This is a genomic window from Mesorhizobium huakuii (genome assembly GCF_030160235.1).
Taxonomy (GTDB): Bacteria; Pseudomonadota; Alphaproteobacteria; order Rhizobiales; family Rhizobiaceae; genus Mesorhizobium; species Mesorhizobium huakuii.
Genome location: NZ_BSNY01000054.1, coordinates 1 through 16,778, shown reverse-complemented (window position 1 = coordinate 16,778; position 16,778 = coordinate 1). Strand labels below are relative to the sequence as shown.

The window sequence follows — 16,778 nt, the reverse complement described above, 5'->3', positions numbered from 1 at the left end:
CGCGGGCAGCATTTGGTAAGCGGCGCGGCGCCGGATGGCAATATACCGTCTTCTTGAAGCCGGCATTCTGCTGCCAGCCTTGCGAAACCCAAAGCATTTGGCTAAGGAGGCCGCGCATTCAGCGGCCGGCGCCAGCCGGGCGCTTTCCTTCGTTTTCGGCCCCGAGCCGGCTTCAGTCAAAGGCATTTCGCTTCCATGGCGCGTATCGTGATGAAATTCGGCGGAACCTCCGTCGCCGACATCGCCCGCATCCGCAATGTGGCGCGTCACGTCAAACGCGAGGTCGATGCCGGCCACGAGGTCGCAGTGGTGGTTTCGGCGATGGCCGGCAAGACCAACGAGCTCGTAGCCTGGACGCGCGAGGCCTCGCCGATGCACGACGCACGCGAATATGACGCGGTCGTCGCTTCCGGCGAACAAGTCACTGCCGGTCTGCTCGCCATCACCTTGCAGAACATGGGTGTGCATGCCCGCTCCTGGCAGGGCTGGCAGATCCCGATCAAGACCGACAGCGCGCATGGCGCGGCGCGCATCCTCGACATTGACGGCGCCTTCCTGATCAAGCGCTTCGGCGAGGGCCAGGTGGCGGTCATAGCCGGCTTCCAGGGCATCGGGCCGGACAACCGCATCGCGACCCTCGGACGTGGCGGTTCCGACACCAGCGCGGTCGCCATCGCCGCAGCGGTCAAGGCCGACCGCTGCGACATCTATACCGACGTCGACGGGGTCTACACCACCGATCCGCGCATCGAGCCCAAGGCGCGGCGGCTGGCCAAGATCTCCTTCGAGGAAATGCTTGAAATGGCCTCGCTCGGCGCCAAGGTTCTGCAGGTGCGTTCGGTCGAGCTTGCCATGGTGCACAGGGTGCGTACTTTCGTGCGGTCGTCCTTCGACGATCCCGATGCGCCCGGAATGGGGGATTTGCTCAATCCTCCGGGAACGCTCATTTGCGACGAGGAAGAGATCGTGGAACAGCAGGTCGTCACCGGAATTGCCTACGCCAAGGACGAGGCCCAGATTTCGCTGCGCCGCGTCGGCGACCGCCCCGGCGTCGCCGCCGGCATTTTCGGGCCGCTGGCCGAGGCCAACATCAATGTCGACATGATCGTCCAGAACATCTCCGAGGACGGCAAGTTCACCGACATGACCTTCACGGTGCCTTCGGGCGACGTCGACAAGGCGCTGGCCGTGCTCGACCGGCTGAAGGCCGAGGTCGGCTACGATGTCGTGCAGTCGGAGGCCGGCATGTCGAAGGTCTCGGTCATCGGCATCGGCATGAGGAGCCACGCCGGTGTCGCCGCCACCGCTTTCAAGGCTCTGGCCGAGAAGGCGATCAATATCCGCGCCATCACCACCTCCGAGATCAAGATTTCGATACTGATCGACGGTCCGTACACCGAACTTGCGGTTCGCACTTTGCATTCCGTCTACGGTCTGGATAAGCAGTAGCAAGACTGAATCAGTTGTTGCGCGCATGCCGGCAGCGGCGGAAACTGCGCCGGCAAGTGTTTCATTGGAGAAGAAGCCGCGATGCGTGACCAGGCCAGTGGCCCGCGCGTTTTGCTGAAACGGCTCCGCGAGCTCATGCAAGAGCCGCTGGAGCCGCAGGAGCGGCTTGACCGGATCGTACGCGATATCGCCTCCAACATGGTCGCCGAAGTGTGCTCGCTCTATGTGCTGCGTGCCGATTCGGTGCTCGAGCTCTACGCTACCGAGGGTCTGAACCCGAACGCCGTCCATTTGGCGCAGTTGCGGCTGGGTCAAGGCCTGGTCGGCACCATCGCGGCCAGCGCGCGGCCGCTCAACCTATCCAACGCGCAGGAACATCCGGCCTTCGCCTATCTGCCGGAGACCGGGGAAGAGATCTACAATTCCTTCCTCGGCGTGCCGGTGCTCAGGGCAGGGCGCACGCTGGGCGTGCTTGTCGTGCAGAACAAGACCATGCGCCATTACCGCGACGACGAGGTCGAGGCGCTGGAAACCACCGCCATGGTCATCGCCGAGATGATCGCCACCGGCGATCTGGCGCGGCTGACTCGGCCTGGGCTGGAACTCGACCTGCGCCGACCCGTCAGTTTCACCGGCCTGTCCTTCAATGATGGCGTCGGGCTCGGCCATGTCGTGCTGCATGAGCCGCGCATCGTCGTCACCAATCTGTTCAACGAGGACAGCGAGGAAGAGGTCCGGCGGCTGGAGAGCTCGCTCGGTTCGCTGCGGCTCTCCATCGACGACATGCTGGAGCGCCGCGACGTCGCCTTCGAGGGCGAACATCGCCAGGTGCTGGAAGCCTACCGCATGTTCGCCAACGACCGGGGCTGGGTGAGGCGCCTGGAAGAGGCGATCCGCAACGGCCTGACGGCGGAAGCGGCCGTGGAAAAGGTGCAGAGCGACATGCGCGCCCGCATGCTGCACATGACCGATCCCTATCTGCGCGAGCGGATGAGCGATTTCGACGACCTCGCCAACCGGCTCTTGCGCCAGCTGATGGGCCGCGGGCCGGAAGATGTCGCGGCCTCGCTGCCGAAGGACGCCATCATCGTCGCCCGCTCGATGGGCGCGGCCGAGCTGCTCGACTATCCCAGGGAAAAAATGCGTGGGCTGGTGCTCGAGGATGGTGCTGCCACCAGCCACGTCGTCATCGTCGCGCGCGCCATGGGCATTCCGGTCGCCGGCCAGATGAAGGGCGCCGTTTCCATGGCGGAAAACGGCGATGCCATCATCGTCGATGGCGAGGAAGGCACGATCCATCTGCGGCCGCAGTCCGATCTCGAAGCCGCCTATGCCGAAAAAGTGCGGTTCCGCGCGCGCCGGCAAGAGGTCTATCGCGAGCTGCGCAAGAAGCCGTCGACGACCAGGGACGGCGTGCAGGTCGATCTCTTGATGAATGCCGGGCTTGCCGTCGACCTGCCGCAACTGGCCGAGTCGGGCGCTGCCGGCATCGGCCTGTTCCGCACCGAACTGCAGTTCATGGTCGCCTCGACCTTTCCGCGCGCCGAGGCGCAGGAGAAACTCTATCGCGACGTGCTGGAGGCCGCGCGCGGCAAGCCTGTCACCTTCCGCACCATCGACATTGGCGGTGACAAGGTGCTGCCCTATTTCAAGGGCGCCATCCAGGAAGAAAACCCGGCGCTCGGCTGGCGGGCGATCCGCCTGACGCTCGACCGGCCCGGCCTGCTGCGCACCCAGATCCGCGCCTTGCTGAAGGCCAGTGGCGGGCGCGAGCTCAAGCTGATGCTGCCGATGGTGACCGAACTCGGCGAGATCGCCCAGGCGCGCGAAATCATCGACCGCGAAGTGCGGCATCTCTCGCGCTTCGCCCATCATCTGCCGACCAGCCTCAAGCTGGGCGCGATGCTGGAAGTGCCGTCGCTGCTGTTCCAGCTCGACGAATTGATGAAGGCGGTCGATTTCGTCTCGGTTGGTTCGAACGATCTGTTCCAGTTCGTCATGGCGGTCGACCGTGGCAACACGCAACTGGCCAACCGTTTCGACACGCTGTCGGCGCCGTTCCTGCGCGTGCTCAAGCAGATCGCCGATGCCGGCATCCGCAACCACACGCCGGTGACGCTGTGCGGCGAACTTGCCGGAAAACCCATATCCGCCATGGCGCTGATCGGTCTCGGCTTCCGGTCGATCTCGATGTCGCCGGCCTCGATCGGCCCGGTCAAGGCAATGCTGACGGAGCTGCCGCTGGATGAGCTGACGGCGTTCTTCGACGACAATCTGATGGCGCCGGCGCAGGGGTTGCCGATGCGGGCGCTGCTGCAGGCCTTCGCCGACGACCGCTCGATCCCGTTGTAGCGCCTCCATCATGGTCAATTTGCCCCGCGATCGTATGGATCAAGTCGTCAAGCGTTTCGAGATGCTCGAAGCGCAGATGTCGGCCGGCCCGGCGCCGGATGCCTATGTGAAGATGGCATCGGAATATGCCGAGTTGCAGGACATGGTGGCCAAGGTCAGGGAATTGCGCTCGGCCGAGCGTGAGCAGGCCGACCTCGAGGCGATGCTTGCCGACAAGGGCACCGATGCCGAGATGCGGGCGCTCGCCGAGGCGGATCTGCCCGGCGTGGAGGAGCGTATCGAAACGCTGCAGAAGGACATCCAGATCCTGCTTCTGCCCAAGGATGCCGCCGACGACAAGAACGCCATCCTCGAAATCCGTGCCGGCACCGGCGGCGACGAGGCGGCCCTCTTCGCCGGCGACCTGTTTCGCATGTATGAGCGCTACGCCGCCGAACGCGGCTGGCGGTTCGAGACGGTGTCGGCCAGCGACGGCGATGCCGGCGGGTTCAAGGAAATCATCGCCACCGTCTCGGGAAAGGGCGTCTTTGCCCATCTGAAATTCGAATCCGGCGTGCATCGCGTGCAACGCGTGCCGGCGACCGAGGCCAGCGGGCGCATTCACACCTCGGCGGCGACCGTCGCCGTGCTGCCGGAAGCGGAAGAAGTCGACATCGAAATCCGCGCCGAAGACATTCGCATCGACACGATGCGCGCCTCGGGCTCCGGCGGCCAGCACGTCAACACCACCGATTCAGCGGTGCGCATCACCCATTTGCCGACCGGCATCATGGTGGTGCAGGCGGAGAAGTCGCAGCACCAGAACCGGGCGAAGGCCATGCAGATCCTGCGCGCTCGGCTCTACGACCTGGAGCGCAGCAAGGCGGACGAGGAGCGTTCCGAATCACGCAAATCGCAGGTCGGCTCCGGTGACCGCTCGGAGCGCATCCGCACCTACAATTTCCCGCAAGGTCGCGTCACCGACCATCGCATCAACCTGACGCTCTACAAGCTTGACCGGGTAATGATGGGCGAACTCGACGAGATCGTCGACGCGCTGATCGCCGATCACCAGTCGAAGCTGCTGGCCGATATCGGCCTTGATGGCTGACCCTCTGCCCGATGCGCTGGGGCCGCTGCTGCGGGAAGCGCGGGCCAGGCTTGTGGCGACCGGCGGGGTCGACGATCCGACTCTCGATGCGCGGCTGATCGTCGAACATTTTTCCGGCACGACGCGCACGCAGGCCATTGCCGATCCTGAACGCATGATCGACGGCAACGCCATCGCCGCGATCGAAGCCGCCTTAAGGCGCCGGGCCAGCGGCGAACCGGTGCACCGCATCCTCGGCTACCGCGAATTCTACGGCTTGCGCCTGTCGCTGTCGCCGGAAACGCTCGAGCCGAGGCCGGATACCGAAACGCTGGTCGAGGCGGTGCTGCCCTTCGTCAAGGCGACGGCCGCGCGGGAGGGCGCCTGCCGCATCCTTGATCTCGGCACCGGGACGGGCGCCATCGCGCTCGCGCTGCTGAGTGCCGTGCCGGCCGCGACCGCCACCGGCGTCGACATTTCCGCCGGCGCGCTGGCGACGGCGGCGCGCAATGCCGGGGAACTCGGGCTTGGCGGCCGGTTCACGACGGTGCAGTCGGACTGGTTCGAAAAAGTTTCCGGCCGATACCATGTAATTGCCGCAAACCCTCCCTATATACCTTCAGGAGACATTGGGAATCTGCAGGACGAGGTCCGCGATTTCGACCCACGCCTGGCCCTGGATGGCGGCGTGGATGGACTGAACCCCTACAGGATCATTGCCGCCGAGGCGGCGCGGTTTCTAGAAGCCGAAAGCAGGATTGCGGTCGAGATCGGCCACACGCAACGCAATGAGGTTACGGATATATTCGAGGCGGCTGGTTATGCATCGGCTGCTGCTTTGCGTGATCTCGGCGGAAACGACAGGGTTCTTGTCTTTCAATGGGGATAAGCCTTGACGCAGTGCGAAAAAACCGCTTGGCAATACCGGGGAATGCGGCTAGGGTCGCCTCAACCGGATGAGACGAAGCAGGCAGTGCTCTTAGCGATTCGGTCCTCCTTGGAAATAGCTGCCTTCTTGCGCAAACGACGCCCAAGCTTCGTGCGGGAATCGTCCGGCAAGTGATGTAACCGGAACAGGATGGCACGTGGCGCCAACGCAATTGATGCGGGCGAACGCCGGTGAAGAAACGAAACGGCTGGCTGCATGAGCGCCTCCGTTCGTAACGAGTTTTCGAAAATTTCAAGATGAAGAGAGTCGAATGAGGCCACAACAGCAGAACAGGCGCATGCGCGGTCGCAACAACAATGGCGGCGGCGGTGGCAACAACAATAACAACAACAACCGCAAGGGCCCGAATCCCCTGACGCGCAATTACGAGAGCAACGGTCCGGATGTGAAGATCCGTGGATCGGCTCAGCAGATCGCCGAGAAATACGCCACCCTGGCCCGTGATGCGCAAAGCTCCGGCGACCGGGTCATGGCGGAGAACTATCTCCAGCACGCCGAACACTACAATCGCATCATTGCCGCCGCGCAGGCGCAGATGCCGATCCAGAACGTCCAGCAGAACCGCGACGATTTCGACGATGACGGCGATGAGGATCGCGACGATTTCGACAATGCCGGCAACAATGGCGCCGGCAATGGCGGCAACACCGTTTCCGATCCGCAAATTCCTGTCATCAACCATGGTGCCGGTCCGCAGCCGGTTATCGAGGGCATGCCGGCCGAGGTCGCGCTGAACCGTGATGGCCGCGACAATCGTGACAATGGCGGGCGTGACAATAACGGGCGCAACAATGGCGGCCGCGACAACAATGGCGGGCGTCACCGCGATCGCCGCCCCAATGGCGGCTATGGCCAGAATGGCCAGCGTGATTATGCGTCATCGACCGAGCAGGGCGGCCAGCAGCGTAACGAAGCCCCGGCACAGGCAGAGGTACAGCTAGAGTCCGGTTCGCCAGCCGAGACCGTTGCGGTGGCCGAGCCGGCTCCGCTGTTCGAGAGTTTTTCGCCGGCGGCTCTCGCCGCCCAGGCCGAGCTCAACGAGGCGGCCGCCGAGAGCGGTGCTGCCCGTCGCCCGCGTCGTCCGCGCCGTCCGCGCGCCAATGCCGACCAGGTCGATAGCGGTGGCGACAATGCGGATGCCGGCGAAGTGGCCGCGGCCCCGGCCGATAGCGGCAACGCCGAGCCGGCGATCGTCGACATCGACAACTGATCGAACGGTATTTCAAGACGTCAGACGGCGGAGAGAAATCTCCGCCGTTTTCGTTTGGACGGACGTGGAATATTATGCATTGACCGATATCAAGGCGTCTTGAGACGGCATGGTCCATGCACCATATCTCGGCTGAGCAGGATCCGGCTCGAATGGGCGGGTCCGTCACCGCAATCTGATCCGGTGCCGCAAAGCGGGCCGGTGATGGAAGGAGACAGATATGAACCTTGAAAAGTACTCCGAGCGCGTGCGCGGCTTCATCCAGTCCGCACAGACCATGGCGCTCTCCCGCAATCACCAGCAATTTACCCCCGAACACATCTTGAAGGTGCTCGTCGACGATGACGAGGGCTTGGCCGCGTCGCTGATCGAGCGCGCCGGCGGCAATGTCCGCGACGTCAAGCTCGGCGTCGAGACGGCACTCGAGGCAATGCCGAAGGTGGAGGGCGGCAACGGCCAGCTCTATCTGGCGCAGCCGCTGGCCAAGGTGTTCTCGACGGCCGAAGAACTGGCCAAGAAGGCTGGTGACAGCTTCGTCACGGTCGAGCGGCTGCTGCAGGCGCTCACCATGGAAAAGTCGGCCAAGACGGCCGACATCCTGGCCAAGGCCGGCGTCACCGCGCAGGCGCTGAACCAAGTCATCAACGATGTCCGCAAGGGCCGCACCGCCGATTCGGCGAGTGCCGAGCAGGGCTATGATGCGCTGAAGAAGTACGCGCGCGACCTGACGGCGGATGCGCGCGCCGGCAAGCTCGATCCGGTCATCGGCCGCGACGACGAGATCCGCCGCACCATCCAGGTGCTGTCGCGCCGCACCAAGAACAATCCGGTGCTGATCGGCGAGCCGGGCGTCGGCAAGACGGCGATCGCCGAAGGCCTGGCGCTGCGCATCGTCAATGGCGACGTGCCGGAATCGTTGAAGGACAAGCAACTGATGGCGCTCGACATGGGCGCGCTGATTGCCGGCGCCAAATATCGTGGCGAGTTCGAAGAGCGGCTGAAGGCCGTGCTTTCGGAAGTCACCTCTGCGGCAGGCGGAATCATCCTGTTCATCGACGAGATGCATACGCTGGTCGGCGCCGGCAAGGCGGACGGCGCGATGGACGCTTCGAACCTGTTGAAGCCGGCGCTCGCGCGCGGCGAACTGCATTGCGTCGGCGCGACCACGCTCGATGAATACAGAAAGCATGTCGAGAAGGATCCGGCACTTGCCCGCCGCTTCCAGCCCGTCTTCGTCGACGAGCCGACGGTGGAGGACACCGTCTCGATCCTGCGCGGCCTGAAGGAAAAGTACGAGCAGCACCACAAGGTGCGTATCTCGGACTCGGCGCTGGTGGCGGCGGCAACGCTGTCCAACCGTTACATCGCCGATCGCTTCCTGCCGGACAAGGCGATCGATCTGGTCGACGAGGCCGCTTCGCGGCTCAGGATGCAGGTCGATTCCAAGCCCGAGGCACTGGACGAGATCGACCGCCGCATCATGCAGCTCAAGATCGAGCGCGAGGCGCTGAAGGTCGAGACGGACGATGCCTCGAAGGATCGGCTCGCCCGCCTGGAGAAGGAGCTTGTCGGCCTCGAGGAGGAATCGACCGAGATCACCGCCAAGTGGCAGGCCGAGAAGCAGAAGCTCGGGCTTGCCGCCGACCTGAAGAAGCAGCTCGACGAGGCACGCAACGATCTCGCCATTGCCCAGCGCAAGGGCGAGTTCCAGCGCGCCGGAGAGCTTGCCTATGGCAAGATCCCGGAACTGGAAAAGAAGCTGAAGGAAGCTGAAGCCCAGGACGGCAAGGCCGGTATGGTCGAGGAAGTGGTCACCCCCGACCACGTCGCCCATATCGTCTCGCGCTGGACCGGCATTCCAGTCGACAAGATGCTGCAGGGCGAGCGCGACAAGCTGCTGCGCATGGAAGACGAGATCGGCAAGCGGGTCGTCGGCCAGGGCGAGGCGGTGCAGGCTGTTTCCAAGGCGGTGCGGCGCGCGCGTGCCGGTCTGCAGGATCCGAACCGGCCGATCGGTTCGTTCATCTTCCTGGGACCGACGGGCGTCGGCAAGACCGAACTGACCAAGGCTTTGGCAAGCTTCCTGTTCGACGACGACAGCGCCATGGTGCGCATCGACATGTCGGAGTTCATGGAAAAGCACTCGGTCGCCCGGCTGATCGGCGCGCCTCCCGGCTATGTCGGCTATGAGGAAGGCGGCGCGCTGACCGAAGCGGTGCGGCGCCGGCCCTATCAGGTCGTACTGTTCGACGAGATCGAGAAGGCGCATCCCGATGTCTTCAACGTGCTCTTGCAGGTGCTCGATGACGGCCGGCTCACCGACGGGCAGGGGCGCACGGTCGATTTCCGCAACACGCTGATCATCATGACGTCGAACCTCGGTGCCGAATATCTGGTCAATCTCGGTGAGGACCAGGATGTCGACGCCGTGCGCGACGAGGTGATGGGCGTGGTCAAGGCATCGTTCCGGCCGGAGTTCCTCAACCGCGTCGACGAGGTGATCCTGTTCCACCGGCTGCGCCGCAAGGACATGGACCGCATCGTCGAGATCCAGCTCAAGCGGCTGGAAAGCCTGCTCGTCGATCGCAAGATCACGCTGTCGCTGGATCACGAGGCGATCGAGTGGCTGGCGGCCAAGGGCTACGATCCGGCCTATGGCGCGCGGCCGCTGAAGCGGGTGATGCAGAAGGAACTGCAGGATCCGCTGGCTGAGAAGATCCTGCTCGGCGAGATACTCGACGGTTCGACCGTCAAGGTCACGTCAGGTTCCGACCGGTTGAACTTCCGCTCGAAGCCGACGGTCGTCGCGACCGAAGCGGCGGCCTGATTTTTCAACGCCGCGCGTCCATCCTGGACGCGCGGCGTTTTCATCGTGATGGGGGCGGATGACGCTGGACGACTACAACGGCTTTTGCGCATCGCTGCCCGCGGCAAACCACGTCGTCCAATGGGGCGGCGCCCATGTCTGGAAGGTCGGAACCAAGGTGTTTGCGATCGGCGGCTGGGATCAGGGCCAGCAGCTCTTCGTGACATTCAAATGTTCCGATATCGCCTATGACGTGCTGAAGGAGCAGCCGGGCTTGCGGCCCGCGCCCTATCTTGCCTCGCGCGGCATGAAATGGATCCAGCGTCGGACAAGCCAGAGCATGGATGATGGTGCGCTGAAGGACTATTTGCGCGAGAGCCATCGCCTTGTCGCCCTGAAGCTGACCAAGCAGGCGCGCAAGGAATTGGGGCTCGCGAGCTAGCGCGTATTCGTCGGTGCGCCGAAAAACCGCCATCTTCATGCCCGGTTCATATTGGAACCATAGGGTGGGGTAACTGGTTTGCTGGCGAAAGGGTTCGCCCAGCGAACAACGCCGGGCGGCGGCAATTACGGACCGGAGAGTTTGGCCACGATGTTCCGCACGATCTTTGCCCTTTCGGCGCTTGCTACCGGGCTTGTGTCTTTCGGTGCGCTTGCCGCGCCGACGCAGGATGACGCTCCAAGGGTTGCCCGCGCCACCAATGACGGCGGCATTCTTGTGGCCCAGGACGGAAATCTGGACATCTACTACGACGCCCGCGGCAACCGCGTCATCGTCGATGCCGACACCGGCAAGGTTATCGCCATCCAGCCGCCGCAAACACGGCTTGACCGCCGCGCGCTGCGCCGCGAGACAAGGCTGCGCGAATTGGGCCGGGCTCCCGCCGACGATGACCGCTACTATCTCGACGATCCGCAAGACATGGCGCGGTTCCGCCGCAAGCAGTTGGAAGAGGAAGGCCGGGTCATCCCGCCGCCGGTGGACGAATCCGACCCCTATGGTGACAATTCGGTCGATGCCTATCCGCCGGCGCCGCAGGACGACGGCAGCTATCCCGATGCGCCGCAGCCGGCAAAGCCGCGCACCATCAAGCGCCAGCCGCTGAACGAGGCCGCGATAGACCCCGCGCAGCCGGACGTGCAGCAGGCGAATCCGGACGCGCAAGCGGCCCTGCCGCCGGACACAGGCGGCAAGGCCGCCGTCGATCCGTCGCTTTCGCTCGGCGTGCGCCAGGACGTGGCGGCGCTGCAAGTGCTGCTCGACCGCGGCGGCGCTTCGCCGGGCGTGATCGACGGGCGCTTCGGCTCGAACGTCGACAAGGCTTTGGCCGCCTATAACCAGATCACCGGCAGCAATCTGAAATCGACTGATACCGTCGGCATCCAGGCAGCACTCGCGCAATCGGGCGGCGATGCTTTCGCCAATTACACAATTACAGCGGAAGATGCCGCCGGTCCCTATGTCGCCTCGATCCCGGAAGACTACGGCCAGAAGGCGCAGCTCAACTGCATGTGCTACACCTCTGTCACCGAGGCGCTGGGGGAGCGCTTCCACATGGACGAGAACTATCTGAAGTCGATCAACAAGGGCCTCGACTTCAACCGCCCCGGCACGATCATCAAGGTCGCCAATTTCGGCAAGCTGGTGTCGACGCCGGTCGCGCGCATCGTCGCCGACAAGACCAAGAAGGAAGTGTACGCCTACGATGCGGGCGGCAAGCTGGTCGCGGCCTATCCCGCCACTATCGGTTCGGCCGATACGCCGTCGCCCACCGGCATTCACGCCGTGTCGCGCATCGCGCTCGACCCGAACTACACCTACAATCCGAACATCAACTTCAAACAGGGCCAGAACGACAAGATCCTGACCATTCCGCCTGGTCCCAACGGTCCGGTCGGCTCGGTGTGGATCGCCCTGGACAAGCCGACCTACGGCATCCACGGAACGCCCGAGCCGTCGAAGATCGGCAAGACCGAAAGCCATGGCTGCGTACGCCTCACCAACTGGGACGCGCGCGAACTCGCCAAGCTGGTATCGCCTGGCGTCACAGTGGAGTTTGTCGGCGGACCTTCAGCCGATGATTTTGCGCAGCAATGAGCCGCGCAGCGCGGTGGCATAGATCAGCTGCACCACAAGGATGAAGCCGACGCTGAGCAGCGGCGTGGCCAGGCAGAGTAGCGCGCCGATCGCCCACAGAATCTGGGCCTTGACGATGCGCAGATAGACCGTGCGCTTCGTTTCGGCATCGACGTCTTCTGCGACAAAGCCGTTCTTCTCCGCATAGCGCCAGCTGGCGAACAGCGTGACGCCGAGCATCAGCAGGTTGAGCCAGTAGACCAGCACCGCGGTCCTGAATTCGAGGAAGTCGGCCAGAAGGTCGGTCGAGAACGGCAAGAGCGCGATGAAGGCGAGAAAGCAGAGATTGAGCGTGGCAAGCCGCCTGTCGGATTTGGCGATCAGCCCATGCTGCGCCTGCTGGCCGAACCAGAAGATGGTCAGCGTCAGGAAGCTCAAGGCATAAGTCAGGAAGCGCGGTGCCAGTGCCGCAATGGCGACGAGCAGATCGTGCTCGGAATGTACGGTCTCGTGCGCCGGCACCCTGATCTCGAGCACGATGAGCGTGAGCGCGATGGCAAAGACGCCGTCGGTGATGCCGACAATGCGACCGCGTCCTTCCGCCGACGCTTCGAGTGGACGTTTCATCGATTTTTCCCCGGCTGCCGTCTTCCGGAAAACTTAGCATGACTGCCAGGGTTTGCATCAACACGGGACGCATCCTTTGGCTGGTTTCAAGGACTGCAAGCGGCTGGCCGGTTGTTGCCGGCGCGCATGAGGTCTAAGCAGGGTGTCATGCATTCGCCGAATGAAGCCGCCGCAGTCCCGCTGACCAGACCGGTCACGAACGGAACCTTTTGTCCGCAAGCGCAGCGGCGATTCGTCCTGATCGCGGCGATTCTGGCCTCGGCGCTCGGCTTCATCGACGGGTCGATCCTGGCCATCGCCATGCCGGCGATCCGCGTCAACCTCGGCGCCAGCCTTGCCGAGGCGCAATGGATCTCCAATGCCTATGCGTTGACGCTTTCGGCGCTGATCCTTGCCGGTGGCGCCGCCGGCGACCGGTTCGGGCTGCGCCGTGCCTTCGTGGCCGGCATCGCGCTGTTCATCGTTGCCTCGCTTGCCTGCGCGCTGGCGCCGAATGCTGTCGTGCTGATCGCGTTTCGCGCGCTCCAGGGCATTGGTGCGGCGATCATGGTGCCGGGCAGTCTCGCCATTATCGCCAAGGCCTATCCGAAAAAGGAGCGCGGCCGTGCAATCGGCATCTGGGCGGCAGCCTCGGCGCTGACCACGGCCCTTGGGCCAGTGCTCGGCGGCCTGGTGCTGTCGGCTTTCGGCGACGGCATCTGGCGGGCGATCTTTGCCGTCAACCTGCCGCTCGGCCTGATCTCGATCTACCTGCTGCTCGTCAAGATTCCGGCCGATGCGGCGACGGAAAAACGCAGCCTTGATCTCGGCGGTGGCGCGCTCGCGACATTGGCGTTCGGCGCACTCGCCTATGGGCTGACGTCTATGAGTTCGAGCGGCGAGGGCCACATGGCGGGGCCGAGCATTGCCGCCGGCGCGGTGCTCCTTGTCGTCTTCATCCTGTTCGAGCAGCACCAGCGCGAGCCGATGATCGACCTCAGCCTGTTTCGCATCGGCGCTTTCGCCGGTGCCAATGTGGCGACCTTCTTCCTGTATTTCGCTCTGTCGGCCAATCTTTTCTACCTGCCGATGCTGCTGATCGCCGGCTGGGGGCTGAGCACGGCCGAGGTCGGCTTCATCTTCCTGCCGCTGTCGGCGTCGATAGCGCTTCTGTCGGGACCGGTCGGCCAGTTGTCGGACCGGATAGGACCGCGTTTCCCGATCGCCTGCGGCAGCCTGATCGTGGCTTTCGCCTTCGCCGGACTTGCCTTGCTCGCCCATGCCGGCATCCACCATTTCTGGACCGGAGTATTTCCGCTGATGGCGCTGATGGGCCTCGGCATGGCGCTGGTCGTCTCGCCACTTTCCACCGCGATCATGACGGCGGTGGAAGACAAGGATACGGGAGCCGCCTCCGGCATCAACAATGCCGTCTCGCGCATTGGCGGCCTGATCGCGGTGGCGGCAATGGGATCGCTTGCCACATGGGTCTATTCAACGATGCTCGACACCAGCGTCAGGCCGGGCATTCCAGGTTTTGGCGAACCGGTATCGACAGGTTTGCCGCCGGAACTTGAGGCAACGCGGCTTGCTGCCAGCGACATGGCTTTTTCAGCCATATCCTTGACGACCGCCGTGCTCTGCCTGCTTGCAGCAATCATCGCCTGGATGACCGTTTCGGGTCAGGCGCTGCCCTGGCCGCGCCCGGCCGATGGATCGTCGGCTGATTCGTCGCGAAGCTGATTTGCCCATGCGGGATCGGCCGAGGTTCAGAGCAATTCCAGGAAAAGTGTGAGCGCTTTCCCTAGGGAATTGCATCAAACACAGAATTGAAGCGGTTCGCCGTTTCCGTGAAACGGTGTATCGCTCTAGCCGTCGATCTTGGCGCTGGCGACCTTCAGCGAGTTGCCATCTTCCTGCTTCAGCAGATCGTCGATGCGCTCGCGTTCGCGTTTGAAAGCGACGAGATCGTCGCCCTTCAGCACCTTGCCGACCGGCAGCCGAACACGCATCGAATCGACTTTGGTACCGTTGACGATCAGCTCGTAGTGGAGGTGCGGACCGGTGGAAAGACCGGTCTGGCCGAGATAGCCGATGACCTGGCCCTGGCGAACCCGAACGCCCGGCTCGATGCCTTTCGCAAAGGCGCTCTGGTGATTGTAGGAGGTCTCGTAGCCATTGGCATGGCGCAGGATGATCTGCTTGCCATAGCCGCCAGCCCAGCCGGCCTTCTCGACGACGCCGTTGCCGGCGGCGATGATCGGCGATCCGATCGGGGCGGCCCAGTCGGTGCCTGTGTGCATGCGGACATACCCCAGGATAGGATGCTTGCGCGCACCAAAGCCGGAGGTGAATCTTCCGTTGGGCAGTGGATTGCGCAGCAGGAACTGCTCGGCGCTCGAGCCATCCTCATCGAAATAGTCGGTGCTGCCGTCCTGCATCTGGAAGCGGTAGAAGTTGCGCGTCGTACCGCCGAATGTCGCCGAGACATAGAGAAGCTCGGAATCGTCTGATGTCTGGTCGTCGCCATCAGGCTGCGAGAACAGCACTTCGAGGCGGTCGGACGGATTGAGTCGCGACTGGAAGTCGACGCCAGATGCCAGCAGCTTGATCAGCCGCTGGGTCATTTTCTTCGACATGCCGTAGGAATAGGCGGTGCGGTAGATGCCGTCATAGACAGTGGGCAGGTTGCCGCGCACCACCACCGGTGCCGACGAATCGTCAAATGCCGTCAACAATTCGGGATTGGGATCCGGCTCCTGCGCCGGCACATACTGGCCGCGGTCATCGAGCGCGATGGTAACGATATGGGTGGTCTTGTCGTAGACGCTGGTGCGCACGACCTTGGCGGCGTCGCCATGGACCTCGAGGCCGACGCGCAGCACGGTTCCGGCTTTCAGCGTCGGCGCATTCAACAGCTTGGCGATCGCTTCGGCCATGCCGGTGGCGTCGTCGCCCGTATAACCCGAATCGGCGAAGGCCTCGGTGAGGTCGGTGTCCTTGGTGAAGGGAATGATTTCCTCGGCGAAAGCCGGCGCTTGGTCGTCAGTGGCAGCACGCGGCGACACCGAAACGTTTTCCGGCACGATCTTGACGTCATAGGAGCCGGCCATCGACTCGGCGAAGGCTTCGCCGAATCGCTGCGGGTCGACATAGTGGAGGGAAGCGACCTGTACGGCGCCGTCGCTGAGGTCGGTGCCGGCCTCGCGCACCACCTTTTCCACCTCGTCGGCGGACAGATCGCTCTTTTCGTCGAAGGAGGCCGTCTCGATGGGGAAGTCGACGGTCTTCAGGCTCATCTCGCTTTCGACCTTGGCGCCATAGATCTGGCCAGAGGCGGCAGAGGCTGTCGCCGGTTGCGCCGGAGCGTCGTCACCGTCGTCGCCGAACACCTGCATCGGATCGAAAGGCGGGTAGGGCCGGCTGGTGGTGTGGCCCGCGGCGAGCGCCATCTTGATCTGCACGAAAGGCATTGTGTGGATGACGTCGCGGTCGCCGACCTTGGTGACCATCGACACTTCCATGCGGCGGCGATCCTTGGCCTTGGCGATCTGACGCGGCGCCACCAGCCTGGTCGTCTTGGCCACCTCGCCGGAATCGCCATTTCTGGCAAGGCCGATCAGTTCCGCGATTTCGGGTGGCGTCGCCAGTTGCTGGCGCCCGTCCAGGGCGGCGAACAGCGCCACGCCCATCAGCACGCTCGATGTCACGCCGGTCAGGAATGTTCCCGACAGCCAGCGCGCAGAGACCTCGCGCCGATCGGGCGGGCCACTGCGGCCATCCGCGATAAGCGGCGGCTCATTGCCGAGTTCGGCTATGACATCTTCCGTGTCTGGCATCCAGAAAGGCTGCTTCTTCCCCGGGCGGAACGGCTTGTCGCTTTTGTTGTGGCCATGACATTTGCCTGTCACGGCAGGTTAAGTCAACGAAGCCTCAGGCCCCGGTCGAGTTCCCCCCATGCACTTCTCTTATAGAGCGCTCTGCAAAGAGGGCGGCATGCCTTCTCTATAAGGCCCATCGCGCGCTGGCTTGCGTGGCTCTTAAAAGAGGGCATTGCACGGCTGTGCCATGGCCTCTTTTGTTGGCCTTGGTGTCGAACGGCAATGCGGCGGCAATAGGGCTCCTTCGTGGCAACCCCGCTGTTCCCCTGGGGCAGCCGGCTATCGACAAAGCGCGCCCGAAATTTCTGTCGCAAAAAGTTCAAAAACTTTCGCCTGGCGTGTTGACAGTTCTCGTTGGTGGCGACTATATACGCCTCAC

General features: G+C 63.7%; 11 protein-coding genes. 9 read left to right on the top strand and 2 right to left on the bottom strand.

What is annotated here, in order from left to right; all coding sequences use genetic code 11:
• The first annotated feature begins 195 nt into the window (after positions 1 to 195).
• From QQK95_RS27940 to QQK95_RS27905, 8 genes are all read left to right on the top strand, one after another.
• Positions 196 to 1,449, top strand: coding sequence for an aspartate kinase (locus QQK95_RS27940; protein ID WP_284277651.1), 1,254 nt, complete (start codon positions 196 to 198; stop codon positions 1,447 to 1,449).
• An 81-nt stretch (positions 1,450 to 1,530) separates the two neighbouring features.
• The gene (ptsP, locus tag QQK95_RS27935; RefSeq protein ID WP_019861345.1) at positions 1,531 to 3,801 is read left to right on the top strand and encodes a phosphoenolpyruvate--protein phosphotransferase; all 2,271 of its coding nucleotides are present in this window, start codon (positions 1,531 to 1,533) and stop codon (positions 3,799 to 3,801) included.
• 10 nt (positions 3,802 to 3,811) lie between these two features.
• Positions 3,812 to 4,891 carry a peptide chain release factor 1 gene (gene prfA, locus QQK95_RS27930; protein WP_284277649.1) on the top strand — a complete coding sequence of 360 codons (1,080 nt, stop codon included), beginning with the start codon at positions 3,812 to 3,814 and terminating at the stop codon, positions 4,889 to 4,891.
• Positions 4,884 to 5,759: a peptide chain release factor N(5)-glutamine methyltransferase gene (gene prmC / locus QQK95_RS27925; protein WP_284277648.1), complete on the top strand. Its 876-nt coding sequence runs from the start codon at positions 4,884 to 4,886 to the stop codon at positions 5,757 to 5,759. The genes prfA and prmC overlap by 8 nt, the downstream gene beginning before the upstream one ends.
• 310 nt (positions 5,760 to 6,069) lie before the next feature.
• Positions 6,070 to 7,029, top strand: coding sequence for a DUF4167 domain-containing protein (locus QQK95_RS27920; RefSeq protein WP_284277647.1), 960 nt, complete (start codon positions 6,070 to 6,072; stop codon positions 7,027 to 7,029).
• Between the two features lie 220 nt (positions 7,030 to 7,249).
• Entirely contained in the window at positions 7,250 to 9,856 is a 2,607-nt protein-coding gene (gene clpB / locus QQK95_RS27915) for an ATP-dependent chaperone ClpB (RefSeq protein ID WP_284277646.1), read from the top strand.
• A gap of 58 nt (positions 9,857 to 9,914) precedes the next feature.
• The gene (locus QQK95_RS27910; protein ID WP_284277645.1) at positions 9,915 to 10,277 is read left to right on the top strand and encodes an MmcQ/YjbR family DNA-binding protein; all 363 of its coding nucleotides are present in this window, start codon (positions 9,915 to 9,917) and stop codon (positions 10,275 to 10,277) included.
• 150 nt (positions 10,278 to 10,427) lie between these two features.
• On the top strand, positions 10,428 to 11,933 hold the full coding sequence (locus QQK95_RS27905) for a L,D-transpeptidase family protein (protein ID WP_284277644.1): 1,506 nt from the start codon (positions 10,428 to 10,430) through the stop codon (positions 11,931 to 11,933).
• Here the strand turns inward: QQK95_RS27905 and QQK95_RS27900 are convergent.
• Positions 11,907 to 12,539 (bottom strand): TMEM175 family protein, encoded by a 633-nt coding sequence (locus tag QQK95_RS27900; protein WP_284277643.1) that lies wholly within the window; start codon positions 12,537 to 12,539, stop codon positions 11,907 to 11,909. The genes QQK95_RS27905 and QQK95_RS27900 overlap by 27 nt on opposite strands.
• A gap of 147 nt (positions 12,540 to 12,686) precedes the next feature.
• Between QQK95_RS27900 and QQK95_RS27895 the strand changes: the two genes are divergently transcribed.
• On the top strand, positions 12,687 to 14,261 hold the full coding sequence (locus QQK95_RS27895; RefSeq protein ID WP_284277641.1) for an MFS transporter: 1,575 nt from the start codon (positions 12,687 to 12,689) through the stop codon (positions 14,259 to 14,261).
• A gap of 125 nt (positions 14,262 to 14,386) precedes the next feature.
• Here the strand turns inward: QQK95_RS27895 and QQK95_RS27890 are convergent, their stop codons facing one another.
• Positions 14,387 to 16,357, bottom strand: a complete 1,971-nt coding sequence (locus QQK95_RS27890; RefSeq protein ID WP_284277640.1) for a M23 family metallopeptidase — start codon at positions 16,355 to 16,357, stop codon at positions 14,387 to 14,389.
• Between the last annotated feature and the right edge of the window lie 421 nt (positions 16,358 to 16,778).